This is a genomic window from Lentilactobacillus raoultii, from assembly GCF_900411375.1.
Taxonomy (GTDB): domain Bacteria; phylum Bacillota; class Bacilli; order Lactobacillales; family Lactobacillaceae; genus Lentilactobacillus; species Lentilactobacillus raoultii.
This window is the reverse complement of the sequence record NZ_LS423005.1, coordinates 1-15,237: the sequence shown is the minus strand read 5'-3', so window position 1 is coordinate 15,237 and position 15,237 is coordinate 1. Positions and strand designations below refer to the sequence as shown.

Annotated in this window: 12 protein-coding genes, 1 tRNA gene and 1 rRNA gene; 1 reads left to right on the top strand and 13 read right to left on the bottom strand. The window is 40.4% G+C overall.

Features of this window, described 5'->3' with window-relative positions; all coding sequences use genetic code 11:
* Positions 1-10: 10 nt before the first annotated feature.
* The 5 genes from ED605_RS13545 to ED605_RS13525 all read right to left on the bottom strand — a co-directional run bounded on the left by ED605_RS13545 (position 11) and on the right by ED605_RS13525 (position 7,172).
* Complete coding sequence (locus ED605_RS13545) at positions 11-622, bottom strand: NADPH-dependent FMN reductase (RefSeq protein ID WP_121979422.1); 612 nt, start codon at positions 620-622, stop codon at positions 11-13.
* Between the two features lie 449 nt (positions 623-1,071).
* Entirely contained in the window at positions 1,072-2,811 is a 1,740-nt protein-coding gene (gene cydC, locus ED605_RS13540; RefSeq protein ID WP_121979421.1) for a thiol reductant ABC exporter subunit CydC, read from the bottom strand.
* Positions 2,811-4,538, bottom strand: coding sequence for a thiol reductant ABC exporter subunit CydD (cydD, locus tag ED605_RS13535; protein WP_121979420.1), 1,728 nt, complete (start codon positions 4,536-4,538; stop codon positions 2,811-2,813). The genes cydC and cydD overlap by 1 nt, the downstream gene beginning before the upstream one ends.
* A 164-nt stretch (positions 4,539-4,702) precedes the next feature.
* The gene (gene cydB, locus ED605_RS13530) at positions 4,703-5,713 is read right to left on the bottom strand and encodes a cytochrome d ubiquinol oxidase subunit II (RefSeq protein WP_121979419.1); all 1,011 of its coding nucleotides are present in this window, start codon (positions 5,711-5,713) and stop codon (positions 4,703-4,705) included.
* Positions 5,706-7,172, bottom strand: coding sequence for a cytochrome ubiquinol oxidase subunit I (locus tag ED605_RS13525; protein ID WP_121979418.1), 1,467 nt, complete (start codon positions 7,170-7,172; stop codon positions 5,706-5,708). The genes cydB and ED605_RS13525 overlap by 8 nt, the downstream gene beginning before the upstream one ends.
* 357 nt (positions 7,173-7,529) lie before the next feature.
* Here ED605_RS13525 and ED605_RS13520 point away from each other — a divergent pair, with 357 nt between their 5' ends.
* Positions 7,530-9,170, top strand: a complete 1,641-nt coding sequence (locus ED605_RS13520) for an FAD-dependent oxidoreductase (protein WP_121979417.1) — start codon at positions 7,530-7,532, stop codon at positions 9,168-9,170.
* Positions 9,171-9,291: 121 nt separating this feature from the next.
* Here the strand turns inward: ED605_RS13520 and ED605_RS13515 are convergent, their stop codons facing one another.
* The 8 genes from ED605_RS13515 to rrf form a co-directional block, all read right to left on the bottom strand.
* Positions 9,292-10,056: an ABC transporter ATP-binding protein gene (locus ED605_RS13515; RefSeq protein WP_121979416.1), complete on the bottom strand. Its 765-nt coding sequence runs from the start codon at positions 10,054-10,056 to the stop codon at positions 9,292-9,294.
* Positions 10,043-10,999, bottom strand: coding sequence for a FecCD family ABC transporter permease (locus tag ED605_RS13510; protein ID WP_121979415.1), 957 nt, complete (start codon positions 10,997-10,999; stop codon positions 10,043-10,045). The genes ED605_RS13515 and ED605_RS13510 overlap by 14 nt, the downstream gene beginning before the upstream one ends.
* On the bottom strand, positions 10,996-11,904 hold the full coding sequence (gene isdE, locus ED605_RS13505) for a heme ABC transporter substrate-binding protein IsdE (RefSeq protein WP_121979414.1): 909 nt from the start codon (positions 11,902-11,904) through the stop codon (positions 10,996-10,998). The genes ED605_RS13510 and isdE overlap by 4 nt, the downstream gene beginning before the upstream one ends.
* 15 nt (positions 11,905-11,919) lie before the next feature.
* Positions 11,920-12,783 carry an NEAT domain-containing protein gene (locus ED605_RS13500; protein ID WP_121979413.1) on the bottom strand — a complete coding sequence of 288 codons (864 nt, stop codon included), beginning with the start codon at positions 12,781-12,783 and terminating at the stop codon, positions 11,920-11,922.
* Complete coding sequence (locus tag ED605_RS13495) at positions 12,770-14,005, bottom strand: NEAT domain-containing protein (protein ID WP_121979412.1); 1,236 nt, start codon at positions 14,003-14,005, stop codon at positions 12,770-12,772. Before ED605_RS13495 ends, ED605_RS13500 begins: the two co-directional genes overlap by 14 nt.
* 165 nt (positions 14,006-14,170) lie before the next feature.
* A complete protein-coding gene (locus ED605_RS13490; protein WP_121979411.1) occupies positions 14,171-14,662 on the bottom strand; it encodes a hypothetical protein in 492 nt (163 codons plus the stop codon).
* Positions 14,663-14,855: 193 nt separating this feature from the next.
* Positions 14,856-14,928, bottom strand: a tRNA-Thr gene (locus tag ED605_RS13485).
* A 128-nt stretch (positions 14,929-15,056) separates the two neighbouring features.
* Positions 15,057-15,173: ribosomal RNA gene (rrf, locus tag ED605_RS13480) — 5S ribosomal RNA — on the bottom strand.
* Positions 15,174-15,237: the final 64 nt, after the last annotated feature.

The following is a 15,237-nucleotide window of genomic DNA, read 5'->3' as shown; positions in this document are numbered from 1 at the left end:
CGCACTCTCCTTACTTAAAATCCTGTTTATCAAGCTTCTGAATTGCTTTTCGATCAGCTTTTTCTGTATGCCAAAGTTCTTTTGAAATTTTGACAAATTGTTCAAAATCAGCGAATAGGGCGTCTAATTGATCAATTTTCTCCTGATCACATAAATTGCCATCCTTGTCAAACGCTTCAAGAACGTGGCCAACCAAATATTCAGAACTAGGCATCACCCGAGCGCCAATTTCTGGAGAATCCAGCATCTGACGCAAGTGGGCCTGCGCTCTGGAAGTTCCTAAAGATCCAAATGAAGCCCCGATGATCATCACTGGTTTATCAAGCAATGGATGAATCCCATAGGACAGCCATTCCAAAGCATTCATTAAAACCGCCGGTACCGCATGATCGTATTCCGGTGTACTAATAATCACACCATCGCTGCTATTAATTTTTTTGGCAATTTCGACTGCTCGCTGCGGTACTTTCAAATCCTGGGGCTTGTTAAACATTGGTAATCCGGATACTTCAATCAATTCAATCGTCGCTTGTTTTTCAAAATGACGTTTCATAAACTTTAGAAGCTGTCGATTAGTTGACTTGGCAGTCGTTGTTCCGACTAAACCAATATATTTTCTCATTAAAGATCATCCCTTCACTAGTTGCTCCATCATTTGACCACTAACTAAACTCCTCGTTTCGCCATTATCATACCATGATTAAATGGGATCCAAATGGTCGATTAACTTGTTTTATTAGCCAACATTCTAATAACGTATATAAAAATATAATATAATTATATACCATATTGAGATTAATATCACTAACTTTTAAAAGTAATTGATATTTTTTTCCGATATCCATTAATTTGTTTTTTAAAATAAGTTAAAGAGATCAGCCAATTTAGCTTAGTAAACGCTATCATTATTCAAAAAGATTGGCGTCACTCAGTTGCATCGTTTATTAATTTTTTCACAGATGAACATTCTTAGCTAGTTTAAAACAAAAAACGATTAACCAAAAAACATCATTGGTTAATCGCAAAACAATATTAAATTAATTCAATTAGCTGATTGTAAAATCAACTGAGCTATTTTCCTCGATCCAAATCGTATAATTGTCTGAATCTAGGTTCGGTTCGATACAACGTTTGGGGATCCCCCTGCATGTCAAATTGTCCGTTCTCCAAGAAGCGAACCTGGTCAACGTGACTAATGCCCGCCAAGTGATGGGTCACCCAAATAATCGTTTTATTCTTCAATAGATCAAAAACCTGGTCTAGCAGATAACGTTCTGTAATTGGATCCAAACTGACCGTTGGTTCATCTAAAATAATGATAGGCGCATCCTGGAGTAAAATTCTGGCCAACGATAACCGTTGTCGCTCACCCCCTGAAAACCGTTTACCGGCTTCTTGAACATGTGTTTGATACTGGTCAGGCAACGATTCAATTAAAGGCTTAAGTCCCACGGCTTCAATCGCTGCTTTAACGGCCTCATCAGAAGCGTTGATATTTCCCAATCGGACATTGTTCATGACCGTTGTGTCAAATAGGTATGGCTGTTGATCCAAAATACCAAACCAGGCGGCACGGTCCTGCTGTAGAGCGGAAACGGGGACATCATCAATTGTGACCTGACCACTTACCGGCTTCAAATCACCTACAATTAATTTCAAAAGAGTACTCTTGCCGGTTCCACTCGGGCCAAGTAATGCAATCTTTTCCCCAGGCTTAATAGTCATTGACAACTTGTTCACAACGTTTTTTGGTCCATCAGGATACCGAAATGTTAACTGATCAACTTTTAATGACTTAAATTGTTCTTTAAGGTTCTTTTGAGGCGCTAAGTGAGGTTGATTCTTATCCAACTGATTCACGCGTTCAATTGATCGCCGATAAACTGGCCACTCACTCAATCCCTGGCTCATATTTAAAAATGGCGAAACAGCAGGGAAAATTGCCAGCGCAAATGCGGCAATCCAATCGGCTTCCGCCTTCGTGTCGGTTAGTGACAGACCACTCCAAATCAGTAGCACCAGCACCGTCAGCAATACAATAACCTGGACGAAAAATGACCGCCACCATTGATAAAAATGATCTTTCCGTCGCAATTTAGCAATTGATTTAATCGGCTTTTTTTGAAGGGCCATAAAATCATCATATCGGCCGGAAATCAACCAGTCTCCCAATCCAAGCACTTCGTCAGTTAAATTTGTATAAAATTCGTGCTGAATTTGATGTTGCTTAAATTCGCGAACCCCGTTGGTGGCAACTGATGTCAGCGGCATAATAATGACAATAATTCCTAGTAACAGCAACAGCAAGAGGGCCACACCCCAATTAAGACTGCCAATCCCAATCACCACAAACAGGTACAGTAACCAACCAATAACCATTGGAAAGACGGTCCTAAGATAAAGATTCTCAATATGATCAATATCATCCGCTAAAATACTTAGAATATCTCCTGTCTGGTGGGAACGCTGAATTGCCGATGCCTTACGCTCAACAGTCTGATACAACTTTTTTCGAAAATCTGATACAATTCTTAGAACCCAGTTGTGACTAGTCAGTCGTTCGACATAACGAAAGACTGGGCGGGCAATCCCAAATGCCCGGGCCAAAACGACGGGAACATAAATATAAACAATACTAGAAGGTTGTCTGGCAGCTTCACTAATTAGATAACCTGAATTAAACATCAGGGCGCCGCCGGAAAAGAAGGTCATGAAGCCCAAAAATAAGACTAGCAGCAACAAAAATTTATATTTCCGCAAATAAGGCATGACCCAAGTATCGTGCGTAAAAGTTTGTTTTAGTTGTTTCATTATTCGGCTGCCCCCATTTCTGAACGTAATTTAACATATTCGCCATTACGAGTTGCCAATTCCTGAGGTGTTCCCTGCTCAACAATTCGTCCATGATCAATAACTAAGACATAATCCATTTCACTAATCCAGTGGAGACGATGTGTTGCAAAAAAGACCAGGTGATTGTCAAAGACTGGCAAGATATCCTTTTTTAAGGCCGCCTCAGTTTCAATATCCAAATGCGCGGTTGGCTCGTCAAATAGCAAAACTCGTCGATTCGGGTCCAAGAAAGCCCGGGCCAATGCAATTCGTTGGGCCTGACCCCCGCTCACACTTCTGGCACCTTCACCAATCATCGTTTCCAGCCCCGCTGGAAGGGTTGCTACCCAAGCAGACAACCCGGCACGCTTTACTGCCTCGTTAATTTCTTTTGGTGTTGCATGATCAACGTAAAAAGCAATATTTTGGGCCAGCGTTGCATGAAAAAGATATGGGTTTTGAGGAATATATAAAAAGTTCTTCTGCCAAGCCGTTTGATTTAAATGCGGCAAAGATTGCCCATTAATGGCGACCTGGCCATCCGCATCCGGCGCCAAAAAGCCACCAATTAAATTGATCAGCGTTGATTTCCCTGATCCTGAAGCACCAATAATGCCAATCTTTTGCATGCCCTTTACCGTTACTGAAACATCTTTTAGTGCCGGCTGGTCAGCATCTGGATAGGTAAAATTCAATTTTTTTAATGTTAAAGAAGACGTCGATTGCCACTTAAAGTCTGGCAACACATTCGTTTGTGACATCTCAGGTTCATTCAAAACTTCCAAAACGGCCGTCAAAGCATTTTTACCATTTAAAGTGGCATGATAATCATTGGCAAAGTTTCGAATCGGCAAAAAATATTCGGGTGCCAAAACTAAAATCGTTAATGCCGGCAGCAGCATGACTTTTCCATCTAGTAGATCAAACCCAAGGAAAACAGCTACTACCGCAATTGATAACGTTGTAAAGAAATCCAGAGCAAACGTAGATGTCAATGCAATGCGCAAAGTTGACATCGTTTCTTTTCGATATGACTCACTCACTTCATAAACATTATCCGCATAACGCTTAGAAAGCCCCAACTGCTTTAACGTTGAAAGGCCGCGTAAAGTATCAACGAAATGGTTGGAAAGGCGCTGATAGCCCTCATATTGACGATCAGCCTTACTTTGAGCGGCTAATCCTAAAATAATCATAAATAATATAATAACTGGAAAAATCATAAATAAAAAGATGGCCTGCTCCCATCGCAAAAAAAGAATATAGATCAAAATCAGCCATGGTGTAATCGACATATCCAAGATTTTGATAATGACCAACATCAAATATGTCTGCACCTTGTCAATTCCTTCGAGTGCCATCGTGACGATGTTACCAGTTCCCTGTTTCTCAATTTCTGCTGGGCCTAATTTAAAAATTTTAGCCATTAAATGTTCGCGCATCTCACCACTCGTTTTTTCAACAAAGGGAAAAAAGACGCGATTCTCGGCCACAGTTAATAAATGGCGACTTAGAAAGGCAATGGCAAAAACGATCGTTGGAACCAAAATTGAATTTAATGCTTTCAAATTCCAAAGATTCACGATCGCAATCGATAAATACCTTGCCTGAACAATGATGGCAACTGCTTGCACAAATACCAGGATTCCTAAAATTCCCATGTATCGCCGCATCCCCGGCAGTGCCAAAAGTCGTTTATCAATCAACTCGTTCACTCCCCCAACTATTATTAATTACAAGTACCAGTATAGTGAAAAGTTGCACGCAATAAAACCGTAAATGTCAATAAATTAAAAAAGCAGTGATTCATTACTCCTTTTAAAACGGAAATAACCAACCACTGTTTTTTTAATAATTTGAACTTAAACGTTTAGGCTGCCTGTTTTGGCGACCGTAACCGCTTATAGAATACCCAATAACTCCAAATGAAGTAAATGAGCACAATCGGTAAAATCGAGAACGTTAAAATGGTCATCAAATGCAACGTGTAAGGTGAGCTTGAGGCATTTTTGATCAAAATTGAGTTAACGTTATTTTGACCAACCATGACCCTTGGAAAAATTCCGTTAAAGATCAAGACGACCACACTGATCAAGGACAAACCACTTGCTAAGAATGAAGCCCAATCGTGGGACGCCATCGCACCCCACCATGCAATCAGCGTGAAGATGACTAACGCAATTAAAATGCTCCAAGTAGTTGCTGGCTTCTTGGTAAAGAAGTCAGTGGTCAGATAAAGCAGGATAACAAAGACAACCTCGCCAGCCAATAAGACCGGATAAAGCACTTTGCTCCATTTCTCAGCACGTTGTCTAAGTTCGCCACTCGTCTTCAAGCGCAAGAAATTCAATCCGTGAATGAAGCAAAGCAGTGAAACGGCAACGCCACCAACCAAGGAGAACCAGTTGACGTAAGTTGTAAACGTTCCTGTCATATTCCCCTGCTTATCCAATGGCACACCTTGAATCATACTCGTGAACATCATTCCAAAGAGAAAGGCGGCGCAAAAACTGCCAATTGTTGCAGCCCATTCCCAAAAGTTTCGCCAAGCCTCTGTTCTCATATTAGCTCTAAACTCAAACGAAACACCTCTGAAAATCAAGGCAACTAAAATCAGGAACAACACAATATAGTAACCGGAAAACAGGGAAGCGTACCACATCGGAAATGATGCAAACATGGCACCGCCAGCTGTGATCAGCCAAACTTCGTTACCATCCCAGTGCGGACCGATCGTTTGAATAATCACATCACGTTCATCACGATTTGCCGCAAAGAACCGAACGGCCATTCCGATACCAAAATCAAATCCTTCCAGGAAGAAGAAGCCGCTGAACAAAACACCAATCAATAAAAACCACAGTAACTGCAGATTAGTCATTATGAGCCGCCCCCATTTCATATGGATCTACATCCGAAGATTTCTCCGGCTTGCTGGAATAACCATCAGTCAATACCGAATCTGGACCTTCTTTGAGAACCCGATGACTCAAAATGACCATCACGGCTCCTAAAGAAGCAAAGATCAGGAAGTAAACGATATTGGTAAACAGCAATCCGACAACGGTTGACGTTGGTGAAACCGCATCGGCAATTGTGAGTAGTCCGTAAACAACCCACGGATAACGACCAAATTCAGTGATAAACCAACCTGCTGTATTCACGATAAACGGCAGCCACAAGCATATTCCCATAATGTACAGGAACCAGCGCTGCCTCATAATCGCATCGGATTTCTCCCGATTGAGCCACAAACCAACGATTGCCAGTAAGGCAAACAAGCCAGCCGACAAAGCCATTACTCTAAAGCTCCAGAAAAGTGTCTTGGTCGGTACATAATAATTCTTAATCTTTTGGCCCTGCTTGGTGTTATCGTACTTGGCCTTTAACTCTTTGTTAACTTGATTTTGGCCTTTAATAGTGCCACTTAGTTTATGATAACTCAAAATGTTCAGCACATAAGGAATCTCAATGGACCAGGTCTTTTTATGCTGCTTAGTGTTAAAGCCAGCGCCTAAGTCCCAATCACCTTTATTAGTAGAGTTCTTATAAAGGCCTTCCATCGCAGAAAATTTCATTGGTTGATTGTTAATTAAGTAACGGGTTTGTGTATCACCTGACCAAATGGAACCTAAGCAAGCACACAGACCAACGATCAGGCCAACTTTTAGCGACTTACGATAGAAGTGTTCATGATCCTTCTTAAGCAATCGCCAAGCTGAAGCGCCCGCAACGACAAAGGCTGCCGTTACGAAAGCACCGAAAATAACGTGTGGAAACTCATTCCACAACTGACGATTCATGACAACTGCTGAAAAACTCGTCATGTTAACTCGATGGGTCTGTGAATTGATCACATATCCCACCGGATTCTGCATAAAGCTATTAGCAGCTAAAATCCATAAAGCCGATAGCGTTGACCCAAATGCAGTCAACCAAATAAACAAGCAATGAACAACTTTGTTGAAGCGATCCCAGGTAAACATCCAAAGACCGATAAATGTCGATTCTAGGAAGAATGCGGCCAAGGCTTCAATTGCCAATGGCGCACCGAAAATATCACCCATAAATCGTGAATATTCGGACCAGTTCATACCAAACTGGAATTCTTGAATAATCCCGGTAACGACCCCAACGGCAAAACTAAACAGGAAAATCTTTCCCCAAAATTTCGCCATATTCTTGTACGTCTCATCTTTCTTAACAACGTAGACCGTTTCCATAATTGATACGATAAAGGCTAACCCAATCGAAAACGGAACGAAGAAGAAGTGAAAGACCGTGGTCATTGCAAACTGAAATCGCGATAAACCTAATATTGATAAACCAAGATTCAACATTGTTGTATCCCCCCTTAACTTACAAATTATGAGTACTCCCCATATACTTCTATTGTATCGATTGGCCGGTTAATATTCAAATGAAAATATCATTTGAGCATGAATATTTATTTATGTTTTGTGAAAGAAAATTGCGGTTAACTCAACAATCCCAGAAAGCGCTTGAATCACAGGCACACGAATACTTGTGAAAAGAATCTCACAAATATTTTTTTCGTTTTGTAATGGCATTCATTAGACAATCTGGCCGCAGGCTTTTATAATATGAATGGTAAGAATAGGTTATGCTATTATTCATTTCATTATATATTTTTAATTGCTTAACTTATCGTCAAACTTTGTAAGGGGGAAGTTACTATGGCAAAAAATATTGTTGTCATTGGTGCCGGCTTTTCTGGCGTTTACGCCACTAAAAAGTTAGCCAAACATTTCAAGGGGAATCCTGATGTTCAGATTACCTTAATTGATCGTCATTCGTACTTTACGTATATGACGCGATTACACGAAGTTGCAACGGAGCGGGTGGCACCTGATAGTATTCAGTATGATTTGCAGCGAATCTTTCATAAACAAAAAAACGTACAATTGATTACTGATAATGTGACGGAGGTCGATAAAGAAAATAAGCAAGTCATTGGCGAAAATGGGACCTATCCGTTTGATAGTCTGTTAATCAGTATGGGCGGTGAACCTAACGACTTCGGTACACCTGGCGTTAAAGAAAACGGCTTTACACTTTGGTCAATGGAAGATGCCATGACCTTACGTGATCATATTAACTTAACCATTCGCAGAGGTGCTTTGGAACGCGATCCACAAAAACGACAGGAAATGCTGACACTGGTTGTCTGCGGATCTGGCTTTACCGGCGCCGAAACGGTTGGTGAATTGATTGATTATAAGAAGGTTTTGGCACGCGAAAATAAAATTGACCCGAGTGAGATCAAGATTATGCTGGTTGAAGCTGCACCAACCATTATCAATATGCTTGATCGAACAAACGCAGCACATGCAGAGAATTATCTTAAGAAAAACAACGTCGAAATTCGAACTGGTTCCATGATCACTCAGGTAAACAAAAACTCTGTTGAAATTAAAGATCAGGATCCTATCGCCACGGATACCCTGATTTGGACGGCCGGTGTTAAGACCAACCATATCGCAGACAGCTTTGGAATCGAAGCCGGTCGAGGTGGTCGACTGGTTACCAACAAGTATCTACAGGCAAAGGGCTTTGAAGATAAAAGTATCTACGTTGCCGGCGATGATGCAAATGCTACCGAAGAGGGTGCCGAACGAGCTGTCCCACAAACTGCGCAGGAAGCCGAAAATGAAGCGATCGTCGTTTCAACCAATATGGCAGCTGATATCGAAGGCAATCAAAACTATATGGAATTCAAAGATAAGAACATGGGCTTCACCGTATCTTTCGGTGCTTACTATGGCATTGCGCAAGTCTTTGGTGGCAAGCGGATTCGTGGTTGGGTTGCAACCATCATGAAACACTTCACGAACATCATGTACTTTATGCGCATCCATTCAGGGTACTTCATGTTTAAATATCTGCTGGAAGAATTCTTCAGAGTTAAGAATGGCCGAACCGTTTTTGGGTATAATACTTCTAGAAGAAGCAACGTTCTTTGGAGTGTGCCACTAAGACTTTTCTTTGGCCTGGCACTGTTCTTTGATGGAATGGCCAACGTTAACGATTCAGTCAGCTTTCTAGTGACTGCTCATCCTGGTTGGGGCCCGCTTGAAATTGTTCTAGGTGTTCTGATCTTCTTTGGCTTCTTCACTTGGTTAGCAAACCTATTGGTCATTTGTCTCTTCTTCTTTGGAATGCTGACTTGGACAACCACATGGGTACTGTTTGTGGCATTAGCTTTGATGAACGGTTCTGGTCGTTCATTTGGACTGGATTATTGGTTTATTCCATGGCTTCAAAAGACATGGGGTCGTTCACGTTACGGTGTGCCACAATCAATTTATAAAAAGTAATTCGTTATAAATCAAAATTAAAATAATACTCCCGTCAAATCTGTTAGAAGAATTAAGGATTTGACGGGAGTAATATTTTAATTGAACCATCATTATTCGAAAACACCCAGCAACCCCTACTTTAATTGGATGGTAATTCAATAATATAGGGGCCGTATCCGGGAATTTTGACAATGTGAATTGACGTTTGAAAGACTCTGCTTAGTAGTTGCTCATCATAAAATTGAATCGGTTTGCCACTAGCAATTAATCGCCCATTTTTAATAAACAATAGTCGGTCGCTAATTTTAAAAGCTTGATTAATGTCGTGAAGGATCATCACAATCGTTATCTTTTGAGTTTGATGCAAGTTTCGAATAATAGCCATCAATTCTGATTGGTACCGAATATCTAAATAAGTGGTTGGTTCATCCAGCAATAAATAATAGGGCTCTTGTGCAAGCGCTGCTGCAATCCAAACTCGCTGTCTCTGACCACCGGAAAGCTGTAGCATCCCCCGGTAGGCATAGTCACTTACGTTCGTCATTTCCAGAAAGGGCAAAACTTCTTTATCTTCAATTGTTGATAATAAATGATGTTTTACTAACCGCCCCATTTTGACTACATCAATCACCCGCATATCCTCATATAAATTATTTTGCTGATTAACGACTGCAATTTCTGAAGCACGTTGAAGATTACTCATTTGGTCAATCGAACGGTCATCAATTTTAATTTTGCCAGAAGTTGGCTTCAATTGATGAGCCATTAATTTTAAAAGGGTGCTCTTGCCAGCCCCATTTGGACCAACAATCGAAAGAATCGATCCGGGTTGGATGTCAGCGGACACATTCTGAATAATTGGGTGAGCAGATTGAAAGCTAAAACTAACATTATCTAATTTCATTAAATTTTTGCCTCCACAACATCCAGATTAAGAATGGCCCACCCAGAACTGTCATAATTGTTGCAACAGGAATTTCCCCGGGTAACACAATAATTCGACCGATGGTGTCAGTCATTAGTAATAGCCATGATCCCAGTAGCATTGACAATGGCACAATTGTTTGATAATCATGTCCCACCAAATATCGAACAACGTTAGGGACAATAATACCAACAAAAGGAACCACCCCAACTTCAGCAGTCGCTCCCGAAGCCAAATAGACAACAATTACCAGAAGTACCAATCGAAGCTTTGAAGCTGTGACCCCTCGAAGTGCTAATTGCGAATCCGGCATTTTTAAATAATTAGCCCAGGGCGAAAAGATAATTGCAAAAGCGAGGCCGATGACCCCCATTATCAATAGTGTTAACGTATCTGGCCAGGTAATGCCGTTAAATGAGTTAGTACCAACCAGCAAATTACCGGAAAACAACTGTTGAAGTCCAGAAAGCGTTAAATTTAGGGCAACACCAACAATAATTAATTTATAAGAATTTTTCAGGAGGGTTCTTGAAGAAAGAAAAACAAGCGTCAATCCCCCTCCCAAAAATGCATAAATTAGCTTATCAAGTGGAAAATCCGGGATTACGAAGCCAGCCAACAGCGTTAGAAAGCTCCCCGCAGAAGTAACCCCTAAAATACTGGGATCGGCTAAGTAATTATGAAAAGTCGCTTGACTTATTGCGCCGGCAACTGACAACATTCCACCACAAATTAAACTTGCCAATACTCTTGGCAACCTAATTTGAACCAGGAGTGCTAAATCAGTTTGATTGTGACCCAAGAAAGCCGTTAAAAGGCGCTCTAGTGAAAAGAAAGTCGTCCCAACCATTAACGATCCCAAAATAGTGACTAACAACAATATAATAACCACTACATAACAAATGACTTCACGTTTTGTCACCGCATTGAGCCCCCCCCATTTTGTGGGTATAGCCACTTTGAAACCTTTTTAATTGCAGTAGCAGCTTTCATATTAGCTGTCGCATCGAAATCAGGTTCCTGAAGATCATAAACTCGATGATGTTTAACCGCTGACAAAGTTGACCACATTGGATCAGTTTTAAACGCTTGTTTAAACTGTGCTGTCACCATCTTCGGAAGTGCGTGCTCTAGTCGGAGAATAACGTCTGGGTTCGCTTTTTTAATCGCTTCATCATTTGGTTGAATATATTCCTGATTTGATGAGCTAAAAACATTTCGACCACCTGCAGTGGCCACCAAGTTACCAACATAAGAACGATTGGTGCCAATCATGTAGGCAGCACCAGGCAAACCCATTAAGACCAGTACACGGGGGCGTCGATGATGCGTTAAAGCAATTTTTTTAGCTTGGCGCTTTGCCTGATTAATTTGGCTAATCGCTGTCTTTGCTTGAGTGGTTCGCTGATACCGTTTTCCCATCTGAGCAACCGTCGTCTCCAAATCTTTAACACTAGTTAGATTTAAAAAATAGGGCTTAATGTGTCGTTTAGAAAATGCTTTCCCAAATTGATCCTTTAAAGTTGTAACAGAATAAATCACTGTCGGCTTTAAGTCAGCAATTTTTTCCACGTTTGGATTCATCGGATTACCAACCTTAGCAACATTTTTATAACGAGTGGGTATTTTATTGGCCGTTGTCGGCACGCCCACTAATGGCAAGTCCAACTTGTCCGCAATTTGGACAACGGCATAAGTCGTTGCGATAATTCTTGGCTTGGTTTGACGCGGCTTAGTTGATCGAAAACCAAAAACAAGACCTAACCCGATTCCGATGACGGCAATGACCGCTAAAAAGACTAAGCCAATTTTTCGTGACCCTTTCATTTATTTTAAGGCCTCCTAGTGCCGATAAATCAACCAAGAGCCAGTCCCAATAGCCGCTACTACGGCGACTACGCCACTAACAATCCATGGTGTATGATTCTTTGAATGAACACCCTTTGATTTGGACTTTGGAGCCGCTTTTTGATGGGGAGTTGAACTGACAGTCGAACTTGGCTTTTTAGAAGAACTCGATGCCCTTTGTTTTAATTTTTTTGGCTGCTGTGATTGTTTTTTGGATTGTGATGACTTTTTGGGGCTAACAGCTTTTGCCGAAGAATTTTGTTTGGATGGTGAATTAGTTGTTTTTTCCTTATTTACATGTGTGCGCTTACTCGCTGATGGTCGTGTTACTTGCTTTTTCTTAACTGCCTTTTGGGGATGAGATTTGGAAACTGTCACCTTAGCAGTGGAAGCAGTGGATCGACCAAGTCTTGGCAATCCTGTTGGATTAAACTTAAAAGTGATTAAGTGATGAGCCTTATAAACCTTGGGAACATCAATAGCTAATTTAGCGTTAACTTTTTTGCGCAGGTTAGTGGTTGTAAATGAGTAAAAATAGTGTGAATTGCCAGCCCGGTCCTTAATTTTTCGAACATGCTGGGGCTTTTCACCATTAACCCAATTTACAGCTACTGGAAAAGATGATAAACTCTTAGCCGTTTTAATTTGCATCGTCACAACATATCGATGATGTTTAACAGTTACCGTAGCTGGCCTCACAAAATAGCCGCTTGCCATGGATGTTTGGTTTGCCCCATAGCGAAGTGCTTTATAAGAAACTGATTTAGCATTTGCGACAGTTTCGAAACTTGAAAGACTTGCAATCGAAATAATAAAACTAAAAATCAACAGTAGAAATTTCAATTTATTTAATTTCATGACTTAACCCCCAGCTAAATAAGAGACCGCTTCCAAGGACTGCCCCAATAACTGAGGCAGAAGTATTCCGATCATTACCAGTTTGTGGTAATTGTTCACTTTTACTCTTAGATTGACTGCGTGCAATTGGTAAAGCCGTGGCTGTTTTAGCTTTTAATTGATGACTGCTTGATTTGGTTACCTTTGTCGCGGTTTTAGAAGTCGTTGCAGCATGGCTAAACTTAAATCTAATCCCGAAAGTTTGGCTAATATTGAGATAAGGCACCTTCACATGAATTTTACCGGCAATAACCTTCTTCAATGTCTTTGTTGAACTAACATTGAATGAATAAGTCATTGTATATGTCTTAGTCGTTGATCCATATTTAATATTTGCCGGCTTTCGACCATTGATTAAAATCGGCCGAACGGCTTTAGAACCTAATTTAAGCGACTTTTTATAACTAACCTTTAGTAAAACTTGATAATGGTGCTTGATCTTTTTAACTTGTGCAACGTGAGTATAGTACTTATTGGCCATTGATTTTGCATTAGAATCAGCCTTTAAGACAACGTATTTCCATGTAGCTGCATTGGCTTTATTGGACACTTTCTTTGACTTAGTGGCCTTCTTGGTTGCGGTTGATGGGGCCACCATATTGGGCTCCCTCGTTACAACGGAACTGCTTGACGATGAAACAACTGGCGTGCTAGATGTTGAAGACGAAGTGGCAGCCGGTGTTGCTGCGCCACTATTGCCAGCACTCGATTCATTTGTCGAGGCACCTTCCGTTCTAGTCGCATTCGACCAATCAAATTGAAATTGAGCTGATTGTTTCATTGCACCAAGAATCGGTATCATCTGTAAGTCGAATGTTACGGGAATCAGGTCACTGGGACTAGTTAACGTCACAGTTAATGTCGCATTTGAACCTGAGCGATCTTCTTCATTCACCGCCTGACCTCCCATGGTCATTGACTTAATGTAATTCGCACCAGTAGTGTTTAACTGGATTTGGTATTGTGAACCAGTGACTTTAACATTAGCGGTGTTTTTAAAAAACACATTGGCCATTGAAGTCGCACTACTACCAGATTTTAATAATGTTACAGGAACACTGTAAGACCCATCACCAAGACTAGCTTGATCAGCCTTAACCGGTCGCATTGAAATCAATGCAATAAACAAAATTGCAATAACAGCCAAAATCCATTGGCCAACATGGTGATTCTTCTTATTCATAATAAATCCCCCCAGAATTTTTAGGTACAAATAAATTTTACATGACCTATTTAAAAAAGTTAATACATATTGTTAAAATTTTCTCAAAATAAATTGTAATCTGTTAAATTGTCTAAAAGGTGTTGACCTTTTGAGAAAAAACTACCAAACTATCTATTAGCAATTTTAAAAATAGGAAGAATAAGGAACTGGAATTCCTCGAGATTGATAATCAGCTTGATACATATCATAAATTTGATTGCATACCTGCCAATTTTCTCCCAAAAATGTTTGGTGAATCTTTTGGTCATTACAACAATCCTTCAATTGGACTTTAGTAGGCCGATCAATTTTATAATCAATTGTCAAAGTGCGACTAATTTCCGGTTGGTGACCCTGGTACCCCTTTTGATAAGATTTCACTCGGCCATTGAAACGTAGAACATCGCCAACATGCAAAATGCCTAGATTTTTGAATCCTTTAGTCAAGTTGAACCACAGATGGTCCGTCAAAAGGTTCCTTTCTTCATCCATCACGTCTTTCAATAAAAGTGTGGGTTGAGCATGTGTTTTAGATCGATCTGTGTATTTAAACCCATATTTTTCAAATTTTGCAGAAAAACAAAATCGATCGTTACCGCCTTTTTCTTTTAAATTGATTCGAATTTTTGGCTCCATTTCTATGACTCCCTTTACATTTTCACGATCTTTCATTCGTTATTATATTATAGCAAGAAAGTAATTATATCTCAACATTAATTTGATATTGAGTAAATTTTTATGTCATTCAAATTAATCTTAGTCAGCAATCAAAAAAGACGTTGCAGCCATAGAAGCTGATCAACGTCTAATATTTCATACACTTATTTTAAGCCGTTTCCGGGAGTTGAACCCGGGACCTTTTCCTTACCATGGAAATGCTCTACCTTCTGAGCTAAAACGGCATAGGAAGCCAGATAAACTGTATAATACTTTCGTATATTATTAGGCTACTAATTTATAAAACAGGCTCACGGTTTAAACGAAAATGAGGTCAAAACAACTATTAATTGCTTTAACCTCATTCGTGTTTGCGTGGCAACGTCCTACCCTGGCAGGGGGCGATCCCCCAACTACTCTCGGCGTGCAGAAGCTTAACTGCTGTGTTCGGCATGGGAACAGGTGTCTCCTTCTGGCTATCGCCACCACACTATTTTCCTGAAAGAACTTCGTTCTCTCAAAACTAGCTAATATTAATTTTCCGCTTGAAAACA

Coding starts and splice junctions, on each gene's coding strand:
- ED605_RS13545 (WP_121979422.1), bottom strand. CDS start 622: ATGAGAAAATATATTGGTTTAGTCGGAACAACGACTGCCAAGTCAACT.
- cydC (WP_121979421.1), bottom strand. CDS start 2,811: ATGAAACAACTAAAACAAACTTTTACGCACGATACTTGGGTCATGCCT.
- cydB (WP_121979419.1), bottom strand. CDS start 5,713: ATGACTAATCTGCAGTTACTGTGGTTTTTATTGATTGGTGTTTTGTTC.
- ED605_RS13525 (WP_121979418.1), bottom strand. CDS start 7,172: ATGTTGAATCTTGGTTTATCAATATTAGGTTTATCGCGATTTCAGTTT.
- ED605_RS13520 (WP_121979417.1), top strand. CDS start 7,530: ATGGCAAAAAATATTGTTGTCATTGGTGCCGGCTTTTCTGGCGTTTAC.
- ED605_RS13515 (WP_121979416.1), bottom strand. CDS start 10,056: ATGAAATTAGATAATGTTAGTTTTAGCTTTCAATCTGCTCACCCAATT.
- isdE (WP_121979414.1), bottom strand. CDS start 11,904: ATGAAAGGGTCACGAAAAATTGGCTTAGTCTTTTTAGCGGTCATTGCC.
- ED605_RS13500 (WP_121979413.1), bottom strand. CDS start 12,783: ATGAAATTAAATAAATTGAAATTTCTACTGTTGATTTTTAGTTTTATT.
- ED605_RS13495 (WP_121979412.1), bottom strand. CDS start 14,005: ATGAATAAGAAGAATCACCATGTTGGCCAATGGATTTTGGCTGTTATT.
- ED605_RS13490 (WP_121979411.1), bottom strand. CDS start 14,662: ATGGAGCCAAAAATTCGAATCAATTTAAAAGAAAAAGGCGGTAACGAT.